We start from the raw sequence: 21,842 nt of genomic DNA on the forward strand, positions 1-21,842 counted from the left end.
TGTGTCGGACGGGGTTCGCCGATGGATAGGTTCAGCCCTCTGGCTGCACCGGTAGGTAACGCGGCGGCAGCAAGTTGCCTAGGTATGACCGCCAAGACCCTGGCAGCTCGGGCCGGCTCTTTCTCGATACGCCACCTACTCAGGACCCGGTGCCGAATAGAGTCCTCCATGATCGCCGGGTCCACGCCGGGCAGGAAGGTGCGCACCGCACCTGGCCCCGCTGCGTAGGCAAAACCGATCCCCTCGTTGAACTTCGGCACTGCGATGGGATCAAGCAGATAGGTGCTGGCCAAACCTGGCAAATACCTAACCATCCTCTCGATCGTCGCCCGCCACCGGTCGAATGCAATGTCTGTGGGCGCAGCGGCCACCACCGCGGGCAGCCGGCGTTCCTCAGCGCACACGATGTCGAGCAGATCGTCGACGCCCGCAACGTTGACCACCGACGGCTGCGGTCTCAAGGCAGCCTCGCCGTCGACCGCATCGACTGCTGCCAGCAGCAGCTTGACCAGGTTGGGAGGGGCGGCTTGCGGCACAGACGCCAACCCGGAGACGACGGGCTCCACGTTAAGCGAAATCCAGGCATGGTTCTTTCGTTCGCCCCGGGTTACCGCCACTGTGCTGACCCAGGTAGGGCCGTCGTGGCGCGACTCTCGTAATTGCCAGCCGGAGACGTTGTTGGTGGCGGCGTATCGGATCACAACACCTGACGCGAGGACAGTCTCGCCCGCATCAAAACGATCGACATCGTACTGCTTCTGTTGCAGCCACGCCCGGAGCTGTTCTCGCACTCGCTCGGTCGCCGGCCGAAATTCGAGCGGTGTCTCAAACCCCGTCCGGTACGGCACGACCTGACGTCCAGGTCCCCGGGCAACCCCAGGCGTAGACACGGTCGACATCAACGGGCCTCCGTTCCGCTTATCGTTCGCCTGTCTGCAGCGACGCGATTCGTCTCGCGACCGCTGGGACAACCGGCTGCATCAACCCGGGAGCTGCTGCCCTCGCGCCGGACGGCACGCCAAGCAGCGAGGTCACCTACGCAGGCGCCAGAACGCGCACACTTAGCGCAGGGTAAGGGTTGTGGCCATCCAAGCGATAGGTCGATGGACAGACTGATGATGGGCAATGCAGAGCGTGACACCCATCCTCCGGAATAGAGCCAAGATGGCTCCATCGTGGCCTCGGCTGCGGAGATCGTCAGGCGGTTCGCGCACTGCCTCAAGGACTGGGCGAACTCTCGCAGGTCAGCCCATGGGTGGGCCGAACGTTGCAGCACGCGAACCACTCCAGCGTAGTCCCAGGCAATCCCCTACCCGGACGTCTGGCGGGCTCACGCCGAAGTCAGGACATAGTGACCTGCTCTGACTGTCCCTCAGACGTACGAACTCCGAGTTCAGCAGACCGCCGGTCAAGGCTGCAGGGCGCGAGTCGTCCAAAGTGGCTGGTGCGTCTAACAGTCTGGGTATCGGCCTGATAGCGATCGGATCCGCTCTTGCTGGCACAGCGCCCGGCAGGTGATCTGGGCCGCCGGCCGCTCAAGGCCATCGAAGTCAACAGACGTGTGGTATCGGTCAACAACCTGCAGGGAGGACCACGTGAACGGTGCTCCATAAAGCGCCACATCCGCTAGACTCCCCCAACTGTCGCCCGACAGGCCGCGACAGCATGAACCGAACTCGGAGAGGATGCCGCGTTGGCCAAGCTTCGACCGAAGTTGTCAACGGTCGAGATGAGGGATCTCGCGTGGTGGTTCTCCGCTGCACTTGTGGGCGGCGGCATTCCTAACATTATCGTGGGGCTCCCACGAGGGCTTTCTATTCTTATCGGTGTGGCCACCGTAGCCGCAATCATTCTCACTATCGAGTACTTCAGGAACCGTCGGAGAAGCGGAGTCGCGGTCTTCGTTCATCTACCCAGTCCGGGTGACAAAGAGATAGGCACGGTTGCCCTCTCCCAGGTTGACAAGTGGATGCAGTCCCGGCATCGCACGTGGTTTCGAGCCGGCCCTATGCGCGACGATCTCATCGGCAGGCCCGTTAGCCGAGCCGAATGGGCGTTAAAGACTATGCGCTTTCGGCTTGATGAGGCGGAGCTTCTTGCAAAAGGCGACACTAGACTATTTCTCTATTTCCTTGCACGAAGTCCAGACGCCTTCGCGCTCGGCTCATTACTTCGAAATGTGGTTCCGCCGGCTTCGCGTCCAGGACTCCAAGCGCTTTCGTCGGTCTTGACAACAAACTTTCAGGTGGAAGTCAAAGTCCATCAGGTTTCGATCTACGATGGCAAGGTAACCCTGAACGAAACCAACCTCTCCGACGTCATGTCATCGCCGCAGCCTGAACGAATGTCGGAAATAATGATTGTCGGGAAGAGTCAACTTTCTGGGACTACGGAGAGGCTCGCCCTTATCGTTTACGCAGCCTCGGACCGAGATCTTGACGACGACCACCGAGCGGCGTTCTTCGACGATGCTCGGGAGGCCGCATCAGGGAAAAATGGTACTCGCTACCTGGTAGAGGCAGACGATGTCTGCGACCGAACGCTTGAGGTCGCAGTTGACTGGACTGCGTTGGCCGAGGGTATGAAGAGAGGGACATCAGGGCGCACCATTGCCGCCTTGAGGATAACCTGGCTGCAGTACTGTGCTGATCAATACGGTAGACAAGATGTTCCTGTTCGAGTGTTTTTGAACGGATCGTCGCTCGTTTCCTTCGCCGCCGGCGCATTTCTACCTCCTGACAGCCGCTTGGTGCCGTACGACAATGGCGCAATTGTAACGGCCTCAGTTCCTGCAGGATCGCGAGCGGCCATCATGGCGATTATAGACGGCGATGATGTAGGTCAGGCCATCGAGAATCGTATGCTCCAGAACGATACCGATGGCGTACTTGATGCAAGCGCTGCCATCGGCGGGGCACTTGAGGTACTCGGCCGACGCCTCTCCATCATCTCGGGTGTTCGCCAACTTTCTTTTGGGGGCGATAGCGCGCTATTTAAAGTCGAAGGCGACTCCGTCGATTCCTTTCTTCGCGAACTTGAGATCTCCCGAAGGCGAGTCGACTTTCACTTCTCGTGCGGATACGGGCCCGACATTCGGAGCGCTTTTATTGCCTTGAGGTCGGCCAAGACTTCAGGAAAGAACAAAACTAAGTCCTTTCAATCCCTGTAACCTCGACGTGGCGCCACTTGCATTTATGAGCTCGCGGAAGTCGAGCGCCAGGCCTGGTGCACCATAATCGCCCAGATCGAGCGTACCGATCTCTCACGTTGTTGCCCGACCGCCGCGCGTTTGACCAGCTTCCACAGCATGGCGACCTCGTGATCTCTGGCAAACGGCGCAATAACTTGATCTTGATCCGGTCCTTTACAGCCGACGGCATTTGCATAGTTGACGAGTGACGGTTCCCGGGTAGTGTCTCCGACGTGCCCACGAACAACAGGGAACAGCCCCAGAAGGAACACCTGCGAAGGGCGATGCGCGGGTTGGCGGGACGAATGAGTGCCGACTTCGGCGCGTCCAGCCCATTGGGCGATTCGCTAACAAAAGGTGGGCTTCGGGAAGAAGACACCGTTGCGGCCTTTCGTCCGTATCTTCCGGCTCGCTACAGTATGGTCAAAGGGGTAGTGATCAATTCTGCCGGGGAAGAAAGTATGCCCCAAGACGTCATAATCTTCGACACGAATGCTATCCCGACGGCATTGGGCGGTGGGAATACGCGTGCCGTCCCAGTCGAAGGAGTTGTCGGTGTGGTCCAAATCAAAAGTCAAGCCACCAGCGGCCAAATTAAATCGGCCGTCGCCAACCTCGCCAGCGCGAAGCGCCTTCTGTCTTCCGAGCCACGTTATGGATACGCTCCCGCCGGCAGTCACCAAACGAGCATGCAGTCCACATCGGCGAGTTTCTTCTCAGGGGCTCTCTTCCTTTCAAAACGAGGAAAGATAGAGACACTAGCGTCGTCCTACGCAAATGCCGTTCTGGGAGTAGATAGGCGAGAACGCTGCGACGCACTGTGCATCGTCGATAAGTTGGCGGTACTTTGGGGCAACCCATCGGAAGGATCCGGCGTTCACTTCTGCTTCAGAGGGGAGCAGGCGGAGACGCCGCTCATTATCGACGCCCGCCAAGATACGCTGCTCTTCTTCTACCTGACGCTCATGGAGCACCTGGCAAACTGGATCACCCCACCCGTGCGCTGGATGCCGTACGCCTTCGGCCCTGGATCGGCCGGCACGAGGAGTCCCGTCGAGTTCAAGTACGGATACTGGTTCGACGAGAACGACCCGCCAAAATGGGCACCCAACGGTGGACAGTAGCTCAATCGTCAGGTGCGGCACGCGTGAGGTCGAACCGCAAACTGCGAAATCGCGCATCTGAGGCCCAATGCCGATCGGCTCGCGGGCCAACCCGTTGGAGCCGTTTTAGAACCAGTGGCTGGCCTTTGGGGGACCCCTGATACCTCTGAGCCGACGCGCGCCAGCGACCCGGCCAGAGCGGTCTCGCGAGTCACCATGTGCAGCTCCCAGAGGGACTCGCCTTCTTCCTGGACGTATTGCGACGGTGAAGTCAGCTACTCTGTCGAGGCTGCTTCGCACATTCTAATAACCTCACAGAGAGCAAGAGCGAGCAACTCGTGGTTCTACGTGCTAAGATCCGGGAATCCCACAGGAAACGTCCGCCTTGGTGCCCTGTCCATATTGCGTGATGCTCCGCTCAGTTCAGTCGAATTGTTATGCCTAAACTCGGCGGCAGGCCAAACTGCTGAATTATTCTCGCTTGCACCGAAGCATCGCGTACAAATGGGCATAGATCACGTGGAGCGCCATCTTTCCCCCAGGAGAATGTACGCCACGAAACCAAACTTGGGGTAGCCGTCCGAAGGTTTGCCTTCGTCCTAGACGCCTCTTTCGTAACATACGTAGTTCTCGACGGCGTAAATGGCATCGTGCATTATGTTGGAGGCTCCGCCAGAATGCGACGCAGATTCAGCAATAACAAAGGACGATACCTACGACGCGTCTCGGAACGCCGGTCGAGCCGCGCAACTTCAACCGGTACTGGGACCGGCGCTGCGTGCGCGCTGGTGTGCCCGGATCACGCTGCGAGACGCGCGGCGAACCTGCGGCAGCCTGCTGGCCGATCTCGACGTGCACCCGCGCGTGGCGATGCAGATCCTGCGGCACGCCCGCTTCTGGGTGACGATGGAGATCTACACGGTGGTGTCGTCGAAGAAGACCCGGGCCGCGCTCAAACGCCTCGGTGAATCGCTGATATGACCGCTACTGCTGTACTTCACTGCTGTACCGGCGCCGAGTGCGATCTTCAACGTCGCATCGCCGCTGGTGAGAGTGGGGCGGACGGGACTCGAACCCGTGACCGATCGATTATGAGTCGACTGCTCTAACCCACTGAGCTACCGCCCCTTACCGGCGGCGATCCTAACCCGATGGGCCAACCGCAAGCCACCGATCTACGCCGGGACGTGGGCGCCCAGCCAGGACAGGACCGCGCCGGCGGTGCGCCAGCCGCCGGCCAGGGCGCCCTGGATCGACGGGCTGTCGCGATGATCACCTGCTACGAAGAGGCCGTCGCCCATGTCGACGGGCTTGCGCAAGGCCGCCTGCGGGACGCGGGCCGACGGGAGCGCCTGCGGGATCGACATGACTTCGAGCAGTTCCCAGTCGTCGGTGGGTACGCCGTACAGACGGGACAGTTCCACCCGTATCACCGTCTCCGAGGCGCTGGACGGGGCGGAAACGCCGACGACCGAGGCGGCTATCAGAGATTTGCCGGGGGGTGCGTACTCGGGCGCGGCGTTGCTCATGACGACCGTGTTGGCGATGATCTCGCGGCGGTCGCCGTCCAGGATCAGGGTGGGCTCGTCGATGGGCGCGTGGTCGGCCCCGAAATAGAACGTGGTCAAACCGTGCATGTCGGGCGTCGGGAACTGCGGCAGCAAAGTTGCGGCGGCGTGCGGGTCGGTGGCGACGATCACGGCGCGGCAGCGGAGCTCGCCGCCTTCGGTGACGACCATGCCGGGGGCCAGCGACAGGGTGCGAGCGCCGATCAAGAGCTGTGGGTAAGGCAGGGGTCCGGCGAGGGCGGCGGGCAGGGCCGCCATGCCACTTGCCGGTACGCCTAGACGCCCTCGCACGAACGACCGCAGCACCATGGCGAAGACGTGGCTGGAGGTGTCCAGTGAGCGGTCGGCGAAGACGCCCGACAAGAAGGGCCGCAGCACCTCCTCGATCATGCGGTGCGACAGGCCCGCCCGGCGCAGCATCTCCTGCGTGGTGGTCTCGCGCGCTTCGAGCAGCCGTGCGGCCGGGGTGGTGGCGCAGCGGGTGGCGAGCGCGGCGAACTTCAAGCGGTCGCTGAGCGTGCCGACGCCCGAGGTGAGGGCCATCGCGCCGCCGACCGGGTCGTGCAGCGGGTTGCCGAGGCGCTCCAGCTCGGTGCCCTTGCGGACCAGGACGCCGGAGGTGAAGTACCGCATGTCCAGCGCGTCGATGTCCACGAGCGCGGGCAGCCGCGGGTACGCCGTGTTCAGGATCTGGAAGCCCCGGTCGAGGCGCCAGCCGTCGATGAGGTCGGTGGCGACGCGGCCGCCGATGCGGTCCTCCGCCTCGACGAGCAGCCACTCCACGCCGGCCCGGTCCAGCCGCCGGGCAGCGGCCAACCCGGCGAGACCGCCGCCGACGATGACGACGTCCACCTCAACCGGCTGCGACACGTGCACCTCACAAGGGGACGAAACAGGCAGCCTCAGACTAACCGCGCCCGCGGCGCGCGGCACGGCAAACGAGCAGCGGACCCAGGCGCGCGGCACGGCAAACGGGCAGCGGGCCCGGGCACGGGGCACGCGGCACGCGGCAAACGGGCAGCGGGACCGGGCACGGGGCACGCGGCACGGCAAACGGGCAGCGGCGGGCCGCGGACGCCGGTAGACGTTCCCAACCCACCCCCGCCCGTTTTTGGGTGGGGCCAAATCAAGCAGGGGGGTCTGACAGTTCTGGGCCGGTATCCACAGGGCGGGGTCAGGCGGGGATGGAGCCGTCCGGGGGGAGGATCGGGACGTCGACCGGGATCGTCTCGGGGTATTTGATGCCGGCGCCCGTGTTCAGGACCACGACCTCGTCGGCGCTGCTCAGGAAGCCGCCCTCGCGCAGCTGCCGGACCGCGGCGAAGCACGCCGCGCCCTCGGGGCAGATGAACGTGCCCTCGTCGGCGGCTAAGCGGCGCTGCTCGGCCAGCAGGGCCTCGTCGCTGACCGCGACGGCGGTGCCGCCGGTGGCTCGGACGGCGTGCAGGACCAGGAAGTCGCCCAGCGCCTTGGGGACGGTGATGCCGAAGGCGACCGTGTGCGGGTTCGGGAAGGGCTCGCTCACCTCGGCGCCGGAGCGGAACGCCCGCACGATCGGCGCGCAGCCCTCGGCCTGCACGGCGATGAGCTTGGGCAGCTTGTCGCCGATCCAGCCGAGCTGCTGCATCTCGCGTAACGCCTTGAAGATGCCGATCAGCCCGACGCCGCCGCCGGTGGGGTACAGGATCGCGTCCGGCACCCGGAAGCCGAGCTGCTCGACGATCTCGTAGCCCATCGTCTTCTTGCCCTCGATGCGGTACGGCTCCTTGAGCGTCGACACGTCCTGGTAGCCGTCGCGGGCGGCGAGCGCCGACGCGATCACCCGGCCGGCGTCGCCGATCAGGCCGTCCACCAGGTACAGCTCGGCGCCGACTGCGACACATTCGGTACGCGTGATGGCCGGCGCCGCCACCGGCATGGCGATGAGGCTTTTCATCCCGGCGCGGGCCGAGTACGTCGCCCAGGCCGACCCGGCGTTGCCGTTGGTGGGCATCGCGATCCCGGTGACGCCCAGTTCGTGCGCCCGCGACACGCCGACCGCCGCGCCGCGCGCCTTGAACGAGCCGGTCGGGATCAGGCCCTCGTCCTTCATGAGCAGCCGGGGCAGTCCCAGCCGGGCCCCGTATCGGGGCAGCGGCACCAAGGGCGTCATGCCCTCGCCGAGCGTGATGACGTGGTCGGAGTCGCGGACCGGCAGCATCTCGCGATAGCGCCACAGGTCCGGCGGCCGCGTGGCGAGCGCTTCGCGGGTCAGCGTGCGCCCGGCGCGTTCCACGTCGTAGCGCGCGATCAGCGGGACGGCCTCTTTGCTCAGCCCCTGAACGATGTCGGCGTCGTACCGCTCACCGCTCCGGGAACACTCGAGGTGGGTCAGAGCGGATTCCATCGATTTTCCCAAGGCCGCTGCTCCCAGATAGCGTTTGCGCACGGTATTCCCGCGGGGAACGACCATATGCGGACTTGAACAAGCGGGCAAAATGCGAGGCGTTCACGAGGCCCCAGCGCGCCGCCACGGCACTGACCGGCAACTCGGTCAGCCTCGGGTCCGCCAGGTCCAGCCGGCATCGTTCCAGGCGCTGCATCCGTATCCAGCCGCCCACCGTCTGGCCTTCGCTCTCGAAGAGGCGCTGCAGGTGGCGTACGGAAATGTGGTGTGCGGTGGCGATCGTCGCGGCGGTGAGATCGGGTCGCCGCAGATGGGCCGCGACGAACGCCTTCACCTTCATCATCAGCGCGTGCCGGTGCATGCCCGACGACACGTCCGGCCCGCCCACCTGCTCGACGAGCGTGGCCGACAGCAGGTCCACAACCGCATCGGCGAGGTGCATGTTGGGCGTCACGGCGTCGGTGTCGAGCTGGCGGGACAGCCTGGAGAGGAAGGGTGAGACCAGCGCGCCCAGGCCGGCGGCACGCGGCACCCGGCGGGCGGTCACCCGCGCCATGTCGCTCTGCGTAATGGTGAGCAGGGTGCGCGGGAGCATGACCACGAACATCCGGAACTCGCTGTCGAAGCGCAGCCGGTACGGGCGGGCGGAGTCGTAGACGGCGAAGTCGCCCGGGTCGAGGGCGGTCTGCCGGCCGTCCTGGTCGATCGCGCAGGCGCCGCGCACCTGCAGCCCGACCTTGAAGTAGCCGGGGTCGCTGCGGCGGATGGTCAGCGGCGTGCGCTCGACCAGCAGTGCGCCGCCGGAGACCTGGCTGAGCTGCACGTCGCCGAGCTGGCGGGAGGCCAGGCCGCCGCCGAACGAGTGGCCGGACAGGGCGGTGAGCTCGAGCGGGACGAACGCCGTGGTGATCGCCTCGCGCCAGCTCTCGAACACGTCCATCACGCAAAGTTAACCGCGGGCCGCACCGCCGAAGCAGTGGCGCGCGACACCCTGAGTGACCGTGGGCGTTCCCCGCACACAAATCGGGCGCTGAGGTGCAAGACGAGAAGTCAGCCGTACGCCCACGCTGGAGGAGCGCCGGCAGCAAGCCCTGGGACGTGCGACTCCGATCGCCGAAGCAGTGGTCGACGTCTCCGCCGCGCGCACGGGCGAGCCCGGGAGGCTGCTGGGTGGAGTCAGCCACCCTCCCGGGCAAGCTCTCCGAAACTTTCGGTTGTCAAAGTGGATCACGAATAGCCGCAGCAGCCGATCGATGCGGGCGAAAACCTGGTCAGAAGCACAAAATCTTCCGCCATCTTTCCGAAAGTTGTTGACACACATCGAGCGCAGGCCAAAAGATAGACGAAAATCGATCCCGGGAGGTTCCCCCGTCATGCGCTCACCGAGACATCTGGTCGCCGCCCTCGTCCTGGCCGTGGGACTGACGGCGATCGTCACCGGCCTCGCCACCCCGGCCCGGGCCGCCGCCTGCAACGGCTACGTCGGGCTCACGTTCGACGACGGCCCCTCCAACGATCACACGCCCGCCATCCTCAACGCGCTGCGGCAGAACGGGCTCCGGGCCACCATGTTCAACGAGGGCCAGTACGCCGCCTCGTACCCGAGCCAGGTCCGCGCTCAGGTCAGCGCCGGCATGTGGGTGGGCAACCACAGCTACACCCACCCGCACCTGATCCAGCAGAGCCAGGCCCAGATCGACTCGGAGATCTCCCGTACGCAGCAGGCGATCGCCAACGGCGGCGGCGGGACGCCGAAGCTGTTCCGCCCGCCGTACGGCGAGACCAACGCGACCCTCAAATCGGTCGAGGCCAAGTACGGCCTGCGCGAGATCATCTGGGACGTCGACTCGGGCGACTGGAACAACGCGAGCGTGGACGCCATCGTGGCGGCCAACGCCCGCCTCACCAACGGCCAGATCATCCTGATGCACGAGTGGCCGGCCAACACGCTCGCCGCCATCCCACGCATCGCCCAGGGCCTGACCGCCCGCGGCCTGTGCGCCGGCATGATCTCCCCGACGACGGGCCGCGCGGTGGCCCCCGACGGCGCCACCAACCCCGGTAATCCCGGCAACCCCGGCGGCTCCTGCACCGCGACCCTGTCCGCCGGCCAGTCATGGACCGACCGTTACAACCTCAACGTCAGTGTCACCGGATCGAACACCTGGACGGTGACCATGACGGTGCCGTCGCCGGCCCGCATCATCGCGACCTGGAACATCAATGCCACCTACCCGAGCGCGCAGGTGCTGACCGCGAAGCCCAACGGCAGCGGCAACAACTGGGGGGTGACGATCCAGCACAACGGCAACCGGACGTGGCCCGCCGTCGCCTGCAGCCCGAGCTGACTTCTTGACACCGGCCCCCGCGTTGTCACACACGCGGGGGCTGCCTTGTCTGAGCTGGTGAACGGACAAACGGCGTACGGAAGGAATTGTCATGAAGATCGTCGTCATCGGGGGCACCGGACTCATCGGCTCGAAGGTTGTCGCCAACCTCGCGCGGCAGGGTCACCAGGCCGTCGCCGCGGCGCCGAACACCGGCGTGAACACCCTGACCGGCGAGGGCCTCGCCGAGGCGTTGGCCGGTGCCGAGGTGGTCGTGGACGTGTCCAACTCGCCCTCGCTCGACGGTGACACCGCGATGAAGTTCTTCCAGACCGCGACGCGCAACATCGCCGAGGCGGAAGCGGCGGCCGGCGTGCAGCACCACGTGGCGCTGTCGGTGGTCGGGACCGAGCGGCTGCCGGAGAGCGGCTACCTGCGGGCCAAGGCCGCCCAGGAGGAGCTGATCGCGGCCGCGCCGATCCCGTACTCGCTGGTGCACGCGACGCAGTTCTTCGAGTTCGTCAAGGCCATCGCCAACGACGCCGAGGTGGACGGCGAGCTCCACTTCGCACCGGTGGAGTTCCAGCCGATCGCGAGCGACGACGTCGCGCTGACGGTCACCCGGGCCGCGCTGGGCGAGCCGACCAAGGGACGGGTCGAGGTGGGTGGCCCGGAGCGCCGGCTGATGGACGACTTCTTCCGCGCCGCGCTGGCCGCCTGGGATGACCCGCGTACGGTGATCACCGACCCGCACGCGCACTACTTCGGCACCGAGCTGGGCATGGACTCGCTGGTCCCGGGCCCGGGGGCGCTCACCGGCGCGATCTCGTACGCCGAATGGTCCGCGAAGCAGTAAGAATCCATGTCACAAAACGCCGGCCGATTCGGTCCTCTACTAGAAGCCGGCTGACAAGGAGCACAGACATGGGCGACCCGAACGATCTCGACGCGGCCGCGGCGGCGTTCGCAACCCTGCGGCCACGCCTGTTCGGGATCGCCTACCGGATGATGAGCAGCGCCAGCGAGGCCGAGGACCTGGTACAGGACACGTGGCTGCGGTGGCAGGCGTACGACCGCGGCACCGTGTCCGATCCGGGGGCGTTCCTCGCCACCACCATCACGCGGCTCGCCATCAACGCGTTGCAGTCCGCGCGGGTGCGCCGCGAGACGTACATCGGGCCGTGGCTGCCGGAACCGGTGGACACCACCGCCGACCCGTACCTGGGCGCCGAGCGTGGGGAGGCGCTGAGTTTCGCCGTGCTGATGCTGCTGGAGAAACTGAACCCCACCGAACGCGCGGCCTACGTCCTACGCGAGGCCTTCGCATACCCTTATCCGCAAATTTCCGACATCCTGTCCATAACCGAGGTTTCTGCCCGCCAACTCGTCAGCCGGGCCAAGAAGCACCTGGCCGAAGAACGGCGCACCCCCGTCGCGGACGCCGACCAGCAACGCCTGCTCAAAGCGTTCGTCACGGCGGCCCGCGACGGCGACCTGGCCAAGCTGGAACAACTCCTGGCCGCCGACGTGATCAGCTTCTCCGACGGCGGCGGCAAGGTGCGGCAGGTCTCCAAGTTCCCGGTGCTCGGCGTGGACCGGGTGGCCAAGTTCCACAAGGCCTTCGCCAGTCACTTCTGGACCGGTGTCGACGTCAGCTACACGAGGGTGAACGACCAGCCGGCCGCGCTGCTCAGCAACGGCGGCACCGTCTTCGGCGTGCTGGTGCTCAACATCGTGGCGGACGGTATCGACCGTGTCATGTGGGTGATGAACCCCGCCAAGATCACTGCGATACCAAGCCTGCCATGACCGCCATCTCCTTGACCGAGATGCTCGACGAGCGCCGGTTCCTGCTCGACATCGCCACCGGCATGCTCGGCTCGGTCTCCGCGGCCGAGCGTGCGGTCCAGGAAACCTACGTGCGCTGGTACCGGCGGCCCGATCGCGACGACACCGAACCACGTGCCTGGCTCGCGAACGCGGCCAAGGACATCTGTCTCGACATGCTGCTGGCCAGCGGCCTGCCCACGCCGCCGCAGCACGACGATCTGGTCCGCCGGCTCGCGGCCGCCTGTGAATCCGGCGACATCGCCATCCTGCGCAACCTCCTGACGACCGACTGCCAACTGATCGCCGACGGCGGCGGCAAGATCCGGGCGCCGATCCAGCCGGTACGCGGTGCCGAGGCGTCCGCGGGCTTCCTGAGCACGCTGTTGTCCGCGCAGCCGGGCATCGCCATCGCGGTCGGCGCGGTCAACGGCCACGCCGCGTTGCTGATCAGCCAGGGCGGCCGGACGGTCGCGACGGTCACCGTGACCGTCGCGGCGCGCAAGATCGCGGAGGTGTGGATCGTCCTGAACCCGGACAAGCTGCGGTACCACTGACTGGTGATCCATCGCATCCACCGCGCCCAAGACCTCGATCCGGCCGTCATCGTCGACGTGGCCCGCGCCGCCGGCACCCTCGAGCTGGCCCCCGAATTACTGACCGAGTTAGCCGCGAGCCGGGCCGCGACCCTCGCCGACCTGGACGGCGAGACCCCGGTCTACGGCGTCAACACCGGCATGGGAGCTTTTTCCTCGGTACGCCTCGACCCCGCCGCCCAGGCGCACCACCAGAACACGTTGATGGCCGGTCGCGCCGTCGGATCCGCCCCGTGGCTGCGCCGCGACCAGGCGCGGGCCCTGCTCGCCGCGCGCCTGCGCACCTTCCTCGACCCCGCGGCCGGCGTCTCCCCCGCCCTGTGCGTCTTCCTGGCCGAGCTGCTCAACGCCGGTGTCGTCCCGGCCGTGCCGGCCCGCGGCTCGGGTGCGGCCGGCGAGATCATCCCGCTGGCCCACGCCGGCGCCGCGCTGAACGGCACCGGCCAGGTGCTCGACGAGTCCGGCGCCGCGACCGACGCCGCCCCGGTCATGCGCGCCGCGGGCCTGCCGCCGCGCCCGTTCGAAGCCAAGGAGGGCGTCGCCTTCATCGAGGGCGTGCCCGGACTGACCGGTCTCGCGGTGCTGGCCGCCGCCGCGGTGCGGACCCTGCTGGCGCAGAACGTGCTGGTGTCCGCCGCGGCGCAGGCCGTCGTGCGGGCCAGCCGCGATCCGCTGCATCCGGCGCTGGGACGCGGCGACGACGAACTGGCCGCGGTACTGGCCGCGATGCGCGAGGTGCGCGGCGACGGGCCGGTGCGGGCGTTACAGGCCCCGGTGTCGTTCCGCGTGACGGCACCCGCCCTCGCGGTCGCGATGCGGGCCGCCGGCGCGCTCGACGCCGCCGCCGGACGCGCGCTGTCCATGATCACCGACTCGCCCGCGCACGTGGACGGCGCTTTCGTCGGCACCGCGGGCTACGCCGGCACCGACCTCGCGGTCGCGTGCGGCACGCTGACCACAGCCCTCACCCACCTGGCCGACCTGTCGGTGAGCCGGCTGCACCGGCTGCTCGACGACAACGTCACCGGGCTGCCCCGCCAGCTGTCCGACGCGCCCGGCCGGCACGTCGGGATGGGCACGGTGCACAAGCGGGCGGCCGGGGTCGCGCACCGGTTACGCCGCTTCGCCGTCCCGGCCGTGATCGGCTCGATGGAGACCTCGCTGGGTCAGGAGGACGTGCAGAGCTTCGGGTTCGAGGCCGCCGAGTGCCTGGCCGAGGCGATCGAGGGGCTCCGCGACGTGCTGGCCTGCGAGCTGCTGGCGGTGCATCAGGCGGTCCTGCTCGGCGGCGTCCCGCCGGGCCTGGGCGATCGCGCCGCCGAGGCGTTGGGCGCGGTGGCGGCGGTGCTGCCGGAGGGCACCGGGGACCGCCCGTTCGGCCGGGACGTGTCCACGCTCATCGGGCTGTTGACCTCCGGCTGGGGTTTGATTGCCCTATGACACGGCGGATGGGGCTCGGGCTGGCGGCGATCGGCCGGCCCGGATACATCAATCTCGGGCACGGGACGGATCTGCCGGCGCAGCGCACCGTCGAGGCGTTGCGCGAGCGGGCGCACGCTCTGCTCGACGAGGCGTACGCGGCGGGGGTGCGGTATTTCGACGCGGCACGCTCGTACGGGCGGGCGGAGGAGTTCCTCGGGCAGTGGCTGGACGCGCATCCGGGACGCGACGACGTCGTGGTCGGGAGCAAATGGGGCTACACGTACGCGGCGGGGTGGCGGGTCGACGCCGAGGTGCATGAGGTCAAGGACCACAGCGTCGAGACGTACGACCGGCAGATCGCCGAGACGCGCGCGTTGCTGGGCCGGCACCTGAACCTGTACCAGATCCACTCGCTCACCCCGGAGAGCAGTGCGCTGCGCGACACCACGCTGCACGAGCGTCTCGCCCGGCTCGCCGCGGACGGGGTCACGATCGGGTTCTCGACCAGCGGGCCGGATCAGGCGGCGGTGATCCGCGAGGCGCTGCGGATCGAGGTCGCGGGCGTGCGGTTGTTCGGCAGCGTGCAGTCGACGTGGAACGTTCTCGAGCCGTCCGCCGGTGGCGCGCTCGCCGAGGCGTACCGGCAAGGGTGTCAGGTCATCGTCAAGGAGGCCATGGCCAACGGCCGGCTTGCCGGACGCGAGACCGGGCCGGGGACCGAGGTGCTCACCGCGATCGCCGGTGAACTGGGCACCACGCCGGACGAGGTGGCGCTGGCCGCGGTACTGCAGCAGCCGTGGGCGACGCGGGTCCTCTCCGGAGCGGTGACCGCGGGGCAGCTCGCCTCGAACCTGCACGCCGAGGAGATCACCCTGGAGCCCGGCCAGGTGGAGCGCCTGGCGACGCTGGCCGAGCCCGCCGCCGGCTACTGGCGGCACCGGTCTGAGCTGGCTTGGGCCTGACGTGGTCAAGACGTGACGCCCGCCACCCGGGGTGCTCTATGAAGAAATGCCTGGTCCCGGCGAGGATGAGGCGGTGAAGTTGCTTTCCGTGAACGTGGGCAAACCCAAGAACGTCGCTTGGCAGGGCGAGACGGTGTTCACCGGTGTCTGGAAAGCGCCGGTGGACGGGCCGGTGATGGCCCGGCGGCTCAACCTCGACGGCGACGGCCAGGGCGACACGGCCGGGCACGGCGGCGAGATGCGCGCGGTGATGGTCTACCAGATCCAGTCGCACCGGTACTGGGCGGATTTCCTCGGCCGCGACGACCTCGGGTACGGGGTGTTCGGCGAAAACCTCACCGTCGACGGCATGGGCGACGACGAGGTCTGCATCGGCGACCGGTACCGCATCGGCGAGGCCGAGTTCGAGGTCACCCAGCCCCGGGTCACCTGCTACCGGGTCGGCATGCGGCTCGGCGAGCCTCGCATGCCCGCGCTGCTGGTCAGCCATCACCGGCCGGGCTTCTACATGCGGGTCCTCACCGAGGGCCGCATCCGGGCCGGCGACGACATCGTCAAGACCCGCACCGGGCCCGGCGCGCTCAGCGTGGCCGACACCGACGCGGCGCTCTACCTGCCGCACCCGGACGAGGCGACGGTGCGGCGCGCGCTGGAGATCCCGGCGCTGAGCCCCGGCTGGCAGCAGTCGTTCCGCGAGCTGATCGACGGAACGGCCGGCGCGGGCGGCATCGCCACCGCCGCCAAGCCGGCCTGGTCCGGGTTCCGGAAGGTGCGGGTGACCCGGATCGTCCCGGAGAGCACGAACGTCTCCTCGATCTACCTGAGCGCCGCGGACGGGAGCCGGCTGCCGGCCGCGCGCGGCGGGCAGTACGTGACGCTGCGCATTCCGGGCGACGCCGTACGCAGCTACTCACTCTCCTCGGCGCCCGGAACCGACGACTACCGGATCAGCGTCAAACACCTGCCGGACGGGCCGGTGAGCACCTACCTCACCGGCACCCTGCGTCAGGGCGACGTTCTCGACGCGGGCGCCCCGCGCGGCGATTTCGTCCTCACCGACGAGTCGCGGCCGATCCTGCTGCTCTCCGCCGGCATCGGCGTCACCCCGGTGCTGTCCATGCTGCACGAGCTCGCCGACCAGCACAGCAAGCGGGAAGTGTGGTGGATCCACGGCGATCGCGGCCCCGGGCAGCCGCCGCTGACGGCCGAGGCCACCGCCTTGATCAAGCGGCTGCCGAACGCCCGGGCGAAGCTCTTCGTCAGCCCCGAGCACGTCACCGAGGCCGCCCTGACCGCGTTGCGGATCCCGCTCGACGCCTGCGCCTACCTGTGCGGCCCGGACTCCTTCATGGACGATGTGCGGGCGGCCCTGACCACGATCGGTCTCGACGCCGGCCGCATCCACACCGAGCTGTTCGGCGCGCTGGCGGCGATCAATCCGGGCGTCACCGCGCACGCCACGCGGCCGCCGCACCAGCCGCCGGGCCCGGCCGGAACCGGGCCGCTGGTCACCTTCGCCCGCAGCAACCTGTCGGCCCGCTTCCCCCGGGATGACGCCGGCCAGCCCCATCTTCTCGACTTCGCCGAGTCGTGCGACGTCCCCACCCGCTGGAGCTGCCGGACCGGCGTCTGCCAGACCTGCATCACGCCGCTGCTGTCCGGCGACATCGCGTACGACCCGGAACCGCTGGATGAGCCGACCGACGGCCGGGTGCTGATCTGCTGCGCCCGGCCGCGGACCGACGTCGTGCTGGACATGTGATGGAGGACCAGCCCGAACGCTCGCCTCGCCGGCTGGAGTTCGTCAGCGACGGGGTCATCGCGATCGCCGCCACGCTCCTGGTCCTGGAGATCCGCCCGCCCGGCGACAGCCGGCATCTGCTGCACGGCCTGGGCGCGCTGTGGCCGTCGTACCTGGCCTACATCACCACGTTCCTGCTGATCGGGAACATCTGGGCCAACCACCACGTGATGTTCGATCACATCCGGCACGCCGACCGGGCGATCCTGTTCCTGAACACCCTGCTGCTGATGGTCATCGCGTTCCTGCCGTTCACCGCCTCGGTGCTGGCCGACGCGTTTCGCGACGGCGAGGGCGAACGCGTCGCCGTCGTCCTGAACGCCGCCACGTTCACCGTCGCCGCCGTCATTTTCAACATCATTTGGTGGTACGCCCGGAGGAGGCACCTGCTGCGCGCCAGCCTCGACACGGCGGGCGCGCGAGCGATCACCCGGCGCTTCGGGCTCGGCGTCATCTGGCTGGCCGTCGGAACGGTGGCCGGCGGCCTGATCCCGGTCCTGGGCACGGCCGTGATCATCGCCTTTATCGTGTTCTACTGGTTGCCCATCTCCGGGGAACTGGGCATGGCCGGCCCGCCTAGAACAGCGGCACCGCGGGGTCGAGGCCGAACCTGACGCGACCGGCCGCCTCGAACAGCGCCGCCGAGTGGTTGGCGTGCTGCAGCGCCACCATGCCGTCCCGGAACAGCCGCTCGATGGGGTTGCCGACGTAGAGCGCCGAGGAACTGCTCAGCTCGTACATCGCCACCAGCGTCTCGCGGCCCACCTGTGCGCCGTGACTCATCGCGGCGCGCAACGCGGCCCGCTGCTCGAGCGTGACCGGGTCGCCCGCGGTCGCGGCCTCTTCCAGCGCGCCGATGGCGGAGAACAGCAGCAGCCGGGCCGCGTCCAGGGCGGACTGCGCCCGCGCGATGGTCGACTGGGTGTGCGGCAGGTCGGCGAGCCGGGCGCCGGTCATGCCGGTCTTGGTGGTCACCAGTCGCGCCGTCTCGTCGATGGCCGACTGGACCACGCCGAGCGTCACCGCCGTGCAGCCCGGGATCACCAGCGCCGGGATGAAGCCCCGGTAGAGCGGCCGGTCGATGCGGGCCGGCCGGTCGAAACGGGCGGCGAGAGCCTCGGGCACGAACGCGTCCTCGGCGACCACGTTGTTGCTGCCCGAGCCGCGCATCCCGGTGACGTTCCAGGTGTTCTGCACGGTCACCTGATCCCGGTGCAGGGAGATGAGGCGTACGTCCGGGGTGCCCGCCTCGGTCATCCGCGGCGCCTCCCCGTCCATGACGATCCCGATCACGACGACCCAGTCCGCGCCGTTGACCCCGCTGACGATCTTCCAGTTGCCGGAGACGCGGTAGCCCCCGTCGACCGGCCGGGCCATCCCGGGAATGCCCGAGTTCGCGAAGACGGGTTCCGCGCCGTCGCCCCAGATCCGGCCCGTGCCCGCCTCGTCCATCAGCGCGCCCACGAACCCGAAGTTGGCGTTCCACACCACCCAGCCCACCGAGGCGTCGAGACGGCCGAGCTGCTCGTACAGCGCCATCGTGGCGGTCATCGACGTCTCGGAGCCGCCGAGCTCCTTGGGGGTGAGCAGCCGGAAGGCCCCGGCCTCACGCAGCTCGTCGCGAAGGCCGGCGGGCAGGTCGCTGGTCGCGTCCATCTCGGCGGCCGCGGCCCGGATCGATGGCGCGAGTTGGGCGGGCAGGCCCGCTACGGTGTCAGGCACGTGGTCTCCCAAGGGTCAGGGCAGTGCGCGCAGCACGCCCTCCGGGTCGTATCGGCTTTTCAGCTCCCGCAATCGCTTGCGAGTCGCAGCCGGGTAGGCCAGCCGCAACGAGGCGACCGTCGGCCGGCTTTCGAAGTTGCCGTAGGCGCCGGTGAAATGAGGTTCCAGCGGCGCCCATCGACGATCCAATGTTGCCCAGGTCGAGGGCGCGAAAGTTGTTGCGATGACTAACGCCGATTGGTGCCGGTTGCCGAACGCGGTGGCATCCGCCACAACGTCGAACATCGCGCCGCCGAGCGATCGCAGCTGCATCATCAGGTCTGGCTCGGTCGCCGCGGCGAGCACGAGATCCTGCACCGTCGTGTCGAGCTCATCGACCATGCCGTTCCGGGTGACCGCCGGCATCTGCCCCACGTTGGGGTGCAGATGCGCCCCGGGCACGAGCGCGGCGTACGGGATGACCTGCAGTTTTCCGCCGCTCGGACGCCGACCCAGTCGCCGCAGCGGACGGATGGCGGCCTCGGCTGCGGGGATGTCGTCGCCGGCCCAGACGACGGTGAGAACGCCGCCGTCCGGATGCAGCATGATCGTGGTGGTGAGCTCGCGGGGAGCCGCCCGCATGATCGCGTCCCAGCGCGCGAGAGCGTCGGTGGCAGCCGCACCCTCGAATGTCAGTTGCGTCACGGTGACGGCGGTCACCTCCACGGCCTCGAAGACGAACTCGGTCACGATCCCCACGAATCCCCCGCCGCCGCGCACCGCCCAGAAGAGTTCGGGGTGCGAGCGGTCATCCACGGTGCGCACCGATCCGTCCGCCAGCACCAGGGTGGCGGATCGCATCCGGTCGACGGTGAGCCCGAACTTGCGCACCATCCAGCCGATGCCACCGGCGGTGGCGAGGCCGCCGACACCGACGTTGCCGTGGTCGCCCGAGCTGATGGACAGGCCGTGGGCGTGCAGCACGCCGGCGACCGTGGCCCAGCGCGCTCCCGCCCCGATCGCGACCAGGCGCGCGCCGCGGTCGAGAACCCGGACGCCGTTCATCTCGGACAGGTCGATCACCAGGCCACCGTCGTTCGAAGATGAGCCGGACAAGCCGTGGCCACCGCTGCGGACGGCCACCTCCAGGCCGCTCTTACGGGCGTACGCGAGCGCCTCGCGAATGTCCTCGTGCGACCTGGCCAGGATGACGACGGCGGGCGAGTGCCGGGTGGTGTATGTCGAGCGCAGTAGCGGGTAGCGGGAGTCGCCCGGCAGCACGGCACGGTCGTCGAGCGAGACGGGTAAGGCGGTCACCGCAGTACCCGCACGGCCGGGATGACCTCGTTGCCGAACACTTCGGCCTGCCGCACCGGGTCGCCGGCGACCGGCCAGAAGACGAACGAGGTGAACCCGAGGTCCCGCGTCCAGCTTGTGATCCACTCGGCCCACTGCTCGACCGGGCCTTCGAAGCCACGGCCGGACCGGGTGCCGACTCCGCCGAAGATGTTGTAGATGCGGCGCACCTGCGACGGGTCACGCCCGGCCGCCTCGGCGCTCTCGTCGATGACGGATCGCATCGCCGGCACCTTCGACGGCGGAAGGTAGGCGCTGCCCGGCGACATCCAGCCGTCCGCGTACCGCCCGACGTTGGCCAGCATGGCCGGCCCGATCGCTCCCACCCACAGTTCGATCCGCTCCGGCGGGACCGGGCCGGCCTGGTATCCGCGTACGTCGACCTCGTTGCCGTCGAGCCGCACCACGCCGCCGTCGAGCGCCCGGCGCATGACCGTCAGCGACTCGCGAACATAGTGCAGCATGTGCTTGCCGGTCCGGTCCGCTCCGCCCATCGACGGGATCGCCCCGCCGCTCGCGCCCGCGCCGACACCCAGCTGGATCCGGCCGCCCAGCAGCGACGACACGGAGGCCGCCGCCTTCGCCAGCATCGCGGGTGGCCGCAGTCCCAGGTTGGCGACGTTCGGCGTGAACGCGATCCGCTCGGTCTTCGCGGCCAGGTAGGTGATCAGGCTCCACGTGTCGTAGAAGCCCGGCTGGTACGGGTGGTCCTGGATGCCGATCAGGTCGAACCCGCTGCGCTCAGCCGTTCGCGCGAGGCCGGCCAGCTCTGCCGCGGGACCCACCCGCGGGTCCACGTTGAAACCGAATGTGATGTCCACGGGACCACTCTGCGGAGACGCCGGTGAGCGGCCAACGCATGGGCAAGTCACTAGTATTTCCCGAGTGACTTCTCGAATGGACAGCAGCCAGTTCGGCGACATCGACGATGAGTCGTGCCGCAACTTCGAGGCCGCGGTCGTCCTCGTCGGCCGCCGCTGGACCGCGGCGATCCTGCTCGCCATCGGCCGACACGCCGAGCGGTTCACCGACATCCGCCGGCACTTGAACGGAATCACCGATCCGGTGCTGGCTCAGCGCCTGAAGGAGCTGGAGGGCAACAACCTGATCTCCCGCACCGTCATCCCCACCACGCCGGTGCAGGTGCGGTACGAGCTGACCGAGCGCGGCCGCGAGCTGCTGGCCGGGCTGGCGCCGCTGAATCTGTGGTACCAGAAGTGGCACGCCGCCGACCGTGCCCCCGTCACCCCGGGAACGGGAGGGCCTTCCTGACCGACGATCTTCAGGCTTCGGTTCGTTTTTGCAGTTCGGTTATTTGCAGGCCCCACGGGTGGGCGCCCTTGAAGCGGTTCTGCCACAGCTCGTGGCGGATCAGAAAGACGTACCAATTGCCGGTCAAGGGTTCGAAGTCCTCGCCCTCGGAGCCCGCGACCGGGGTTGAGGCGCACCGGGCGAAACCCGCACCCGTGGCGAACGCCGGGCCCTTGACGGCGAAGAAGTCGCCGGGCACGACCACGCCCCACACCAGCAGCACGGCCGGGACAATTGCCAGGGCCGGTGGTAGCCACGACGATTTCCACCACGGCATGCTGATTCCCCTCCC

General features: G+C 68.0%; 18 protein-coding genes, 1 tRNA gene and 2 pseudogenes. 12 read left to right on the plus strand and 9 right to left on the minus strand.

Annotation, left to right across the window (positions count from 1 at the left end):
- Positions 1-848, minus strand: a pseudogene (locus HH310_RS32365) (hypothetical protein); the annotation flags it as partial.
- A gap of 845 nt (positions 849-1,693) precedes the next feature.
- Between HH310_RS32365 and HH310_RS32370 the strand changes: the two are divergent.
- From HH310_RS32370 to HH310_RS32380, 3 genes and pseudogenes are all read left to right on the plus strand, one after another.
- On the plus strand, positions 1,694-3,169 hold the full coding sequence (locus HH310_RS32370) for a mCpol domain-containing protein (protein ID WP_169179519.1): 1,476 nt from the start codon (positions 1,694-1,696) through the stop codon (positions 3,167-3,169).
- Positions 3,170-3,423: 254 nt separating this feature from the next.
- Entirely contained in the window at positions 3,424-4,314 is an 891-nt protein-coding gene (locus tag HH310_RS32375) for a DUF6602 domain-containing protein (RefSeq protein WP_169179520.1), read from the plus strand.
- A 694-nt stretch (positions 4,315-5,008) separates the two neighbouring features.
- Positions 5,009-5,274, plus strand: a pseudogene (locus HH310_RS32380) (site-specific integrase); the annotation flags it as partial.
- A gap of 73 nt (positions 5,275-5,347) precedes the next feature.
- On the opposite strand, the gene HH310_RS32385 reads toward HH310_RS32380, so the two are convergent.
- The 4 genes from HH310_RS32385 to HH310_RS32400 all read right to left on the minus strand — a co-directional run bounded on the left by HH310_RS32385 (position 5,348) and on the right by HH310_RS32400 (position 9,187).
- Positions 5,348-5,421: transfer RNA gene (locus tag HH310_RS32385), tRNA-Ile, on the minus strand.
- A 47-nt stretch (positions 5,422-5,468) separates the two neighbouring features.
- Positions 5,469-6,731 (minus strand): FAD-dependent oxidoreductase, encoded by a 1,263-nt coding sequence (locus tag HH310_RS32390; protein ID WP_169179521.1) that lies wholly within the window; start codon positions 6,729-6,731, stop codon positions 5,469-5,471.
- 304 nt (positions 6,732-7,035) lie between these two features.
- Positions 7,036-8,247 carry a threonine synthase gene (locus HH310_RS32395; protein ID WP_169179522.1) on the minus strand — a complete coding sequence of 404 codons (1,212 nt, stop codon included), beginning with the start codon at positions 8,245-8,247 and terminating at the stop codon, positions 7,036-7,038.
- The gene (locus HH310_RS32400) at positions 8,204-9,187 is read right to left on the minus strand and encodes a helix-turn-helix domain-containing protein (RefSeq protein ID WP_169179523.1); all 984 of its coding nucleotides are present in this window, start codon (positions 9,185-9,187) and stop codon (positions 8,204-8,206) included. The genes HH310_RS32395 and HH310_RS32400 overlap by 44 nt, the downstream gene beginning before the upstream one ends.
- Positions 9,188-9,620: 433 nt before the next feature.
- On the opposite strand from HH310_RS32400, the gene HH310_RS32405 reads away from it, so the two are divergent.
- From HH310_RS32405 to HH310_RS32440, 8 genes are all read left to right on the plus strand, one after another.
- On the plus strand, positions 9,621-10,595 hold the full coding sequence (locus tag HH310_RS32405) for a polysaccharide deacetylase family protein (protein ID WP_169179524.1): 975 nt from the start codon (positions 9,621-9,623) through the stop codon (positions 10,593-10,595).
- Positions 10,596-10,686: 91 nt separating this feature from the next.
- A complete protein-coding gene (locus HH310_RS32410) occupies positions 10,687-11,430 on the plus strand; it encodes an SDR family oxidoreductase (protein WP_169179525.1) in 744 nt (247 codons plus the stop codon).
- A 68-nt stretch (positions 11,431-11,498) separates the two neighbouring features.
- On the plus strand, positions 11,499-12,383 hold the full coding sequence (locus HH310_RS32415) for an RNA polymerase sigma-70 factor (RefSeq protein WP_169179526.1): 885 nt from the start codon (positions 11,499-11,501) through the stop codon (positions 12,381-12,383).
- Positions 12,380-12,958, plus strand: coding sequence for a sigma factor (locus tag HH310_RS32420; protein WP_169179527.1), 579 nt, complete (start codon positions 12,380-12,382; stop codon positions 12,956-12,958). Before HH310_RS32415 ends, HH310_RS32420 begins: the two co-directional genes overlap by 4 nt.
- Before the next feature lie 3 nt (positions 12,959-12,961).
- A complete protein-coding gene (locus tag HH310_RS32425) occupies positions 12,962-14,437 on the plus strand; it encodes an aromatic amino acid lyase (protein WP_312034464.1) in 1,476 nt (491 codons plus the stop codon).
- Entirely contained in the window at positions 14,434-15,381 is a 948-nt protein-coding gene (locus HH310_RS32430) for an aldo/keto reductase (RefSeq protein ID WP_169179528.1), read from the plus strand. The genes HH310_RS32425 and HH310_RS32430 overlap by 4 nt, the downstream gene beginning before the upstream one ends.
- Positions 15,382-15,454: 73 nt before the next feature.
- Positions 15,455-17,143 (plus strand): MOSC and FAD-binding oxidoreductase domain-containing protein, encoded by a 1,689-nt coding sequence (locus tag HH310_RS32435; RefSeq protein WP_312034465.1) that lies wholly within the window; start codon positions 15,455-15,457, stop codon positions 17,141-17,143.
- Positions 17,143-17,796, plus strand: a complete 654-nt coding sequence (locus HH310_RS32440; protein ID WP_169179530.1) for a TMEM175 family protein — start codon at positions 17,143-17,145, stop codon at positions 17,794-17,796. Before HH310_RS32435 ends, HH310_RS32440 begins: the two co-directional genes overlap by 1 nt.
- Here the strand turns inward: HH310_RS32440 and HH310_RS32445 are convergent.
- Genes HH310_RS32445 through HH310_RS32455 form a run of 3 tightly spaced genes read right to left on the minus strand, consistent with a single transcriptional unit; the run spans position 17,759 to position 21,060 of the window.
- Entirely contained in the window at positions 17,759-18,904 is a 1,146-nt protein-coding gene (locus tag HH310_RS32445; protein ID WP_211192898.1) for an acyl-CoA dehydrogenase family protein, read from the minus strand. The two genes, HH310_RS32440 and HH310_RS32445, sit on opposite strands and share 38 nt — an antisense overlap.
- A gap of 15 nt (positions 18,905-18,919) precedes the next feature.
- Complete coding sequence (locus tag HH310_RS32450; protein WP_169179531.1) at positions 18,920-20,200, minus strand: FAD-binding oxidoreductase; 1,281 nt, start codon at positions 20,198-20,200, stop codon at positions 18,920-18,922.
- Positions 20,197-21,060 (minus strand): LLM class flavin-dependent oxidoreductase, encoded by an 864-nt coding sequence (locus HH310_RS32455; RefSeq protein WP_169179532.1) that lies wholly within the window; start codon positions 21,058-21,060, stop codon positions 20,197-20,199. Before HH310_RS32455 ends, HH310_RS32450 begins: the two co-directional genes overlap by 4 nt.
- A gap of 64 nt (positions 21,061-21,124) precedes the next feature.
- Here HH310_RS32455 and HH310_RS32460 point away from each other — a divergent pair, with 64 nt between their 5' ends.
- Entirely contained in the window at positions 21,125-21,511 is a 387-nt protein-coding gene (locus HH310_RS32460; protein ID WP_211192899.1) for a helix-turn-helix domain-containing protein, read from the plus strand.
- Between the two features lie 10 nt (positions 21,512-21,521).
- Here HH310_RS32460 and HH310_RS32465 read toward each other — a convergent pair whose 3' ends face one another.
- Entirely contained in the window at positions 21,522-21,827 is a 306-nt protein-coding gene (locus HH310_RS32465; protein ID WP_169179533.1) for a hypothetical protein, read from the minus strand.
- Between the last annotated feature and the right edge of the window lie 15 nt (positions 21,828-21,842).

The organism is Actinoplanes sp. TBRC 11911, from assembly GCF_012933445.1.
Lineage (GTDB): Bacteria > Actinomycetota > Actinomycetes > Mycobacteriales > Micromonosporaceae > Actinoplanes.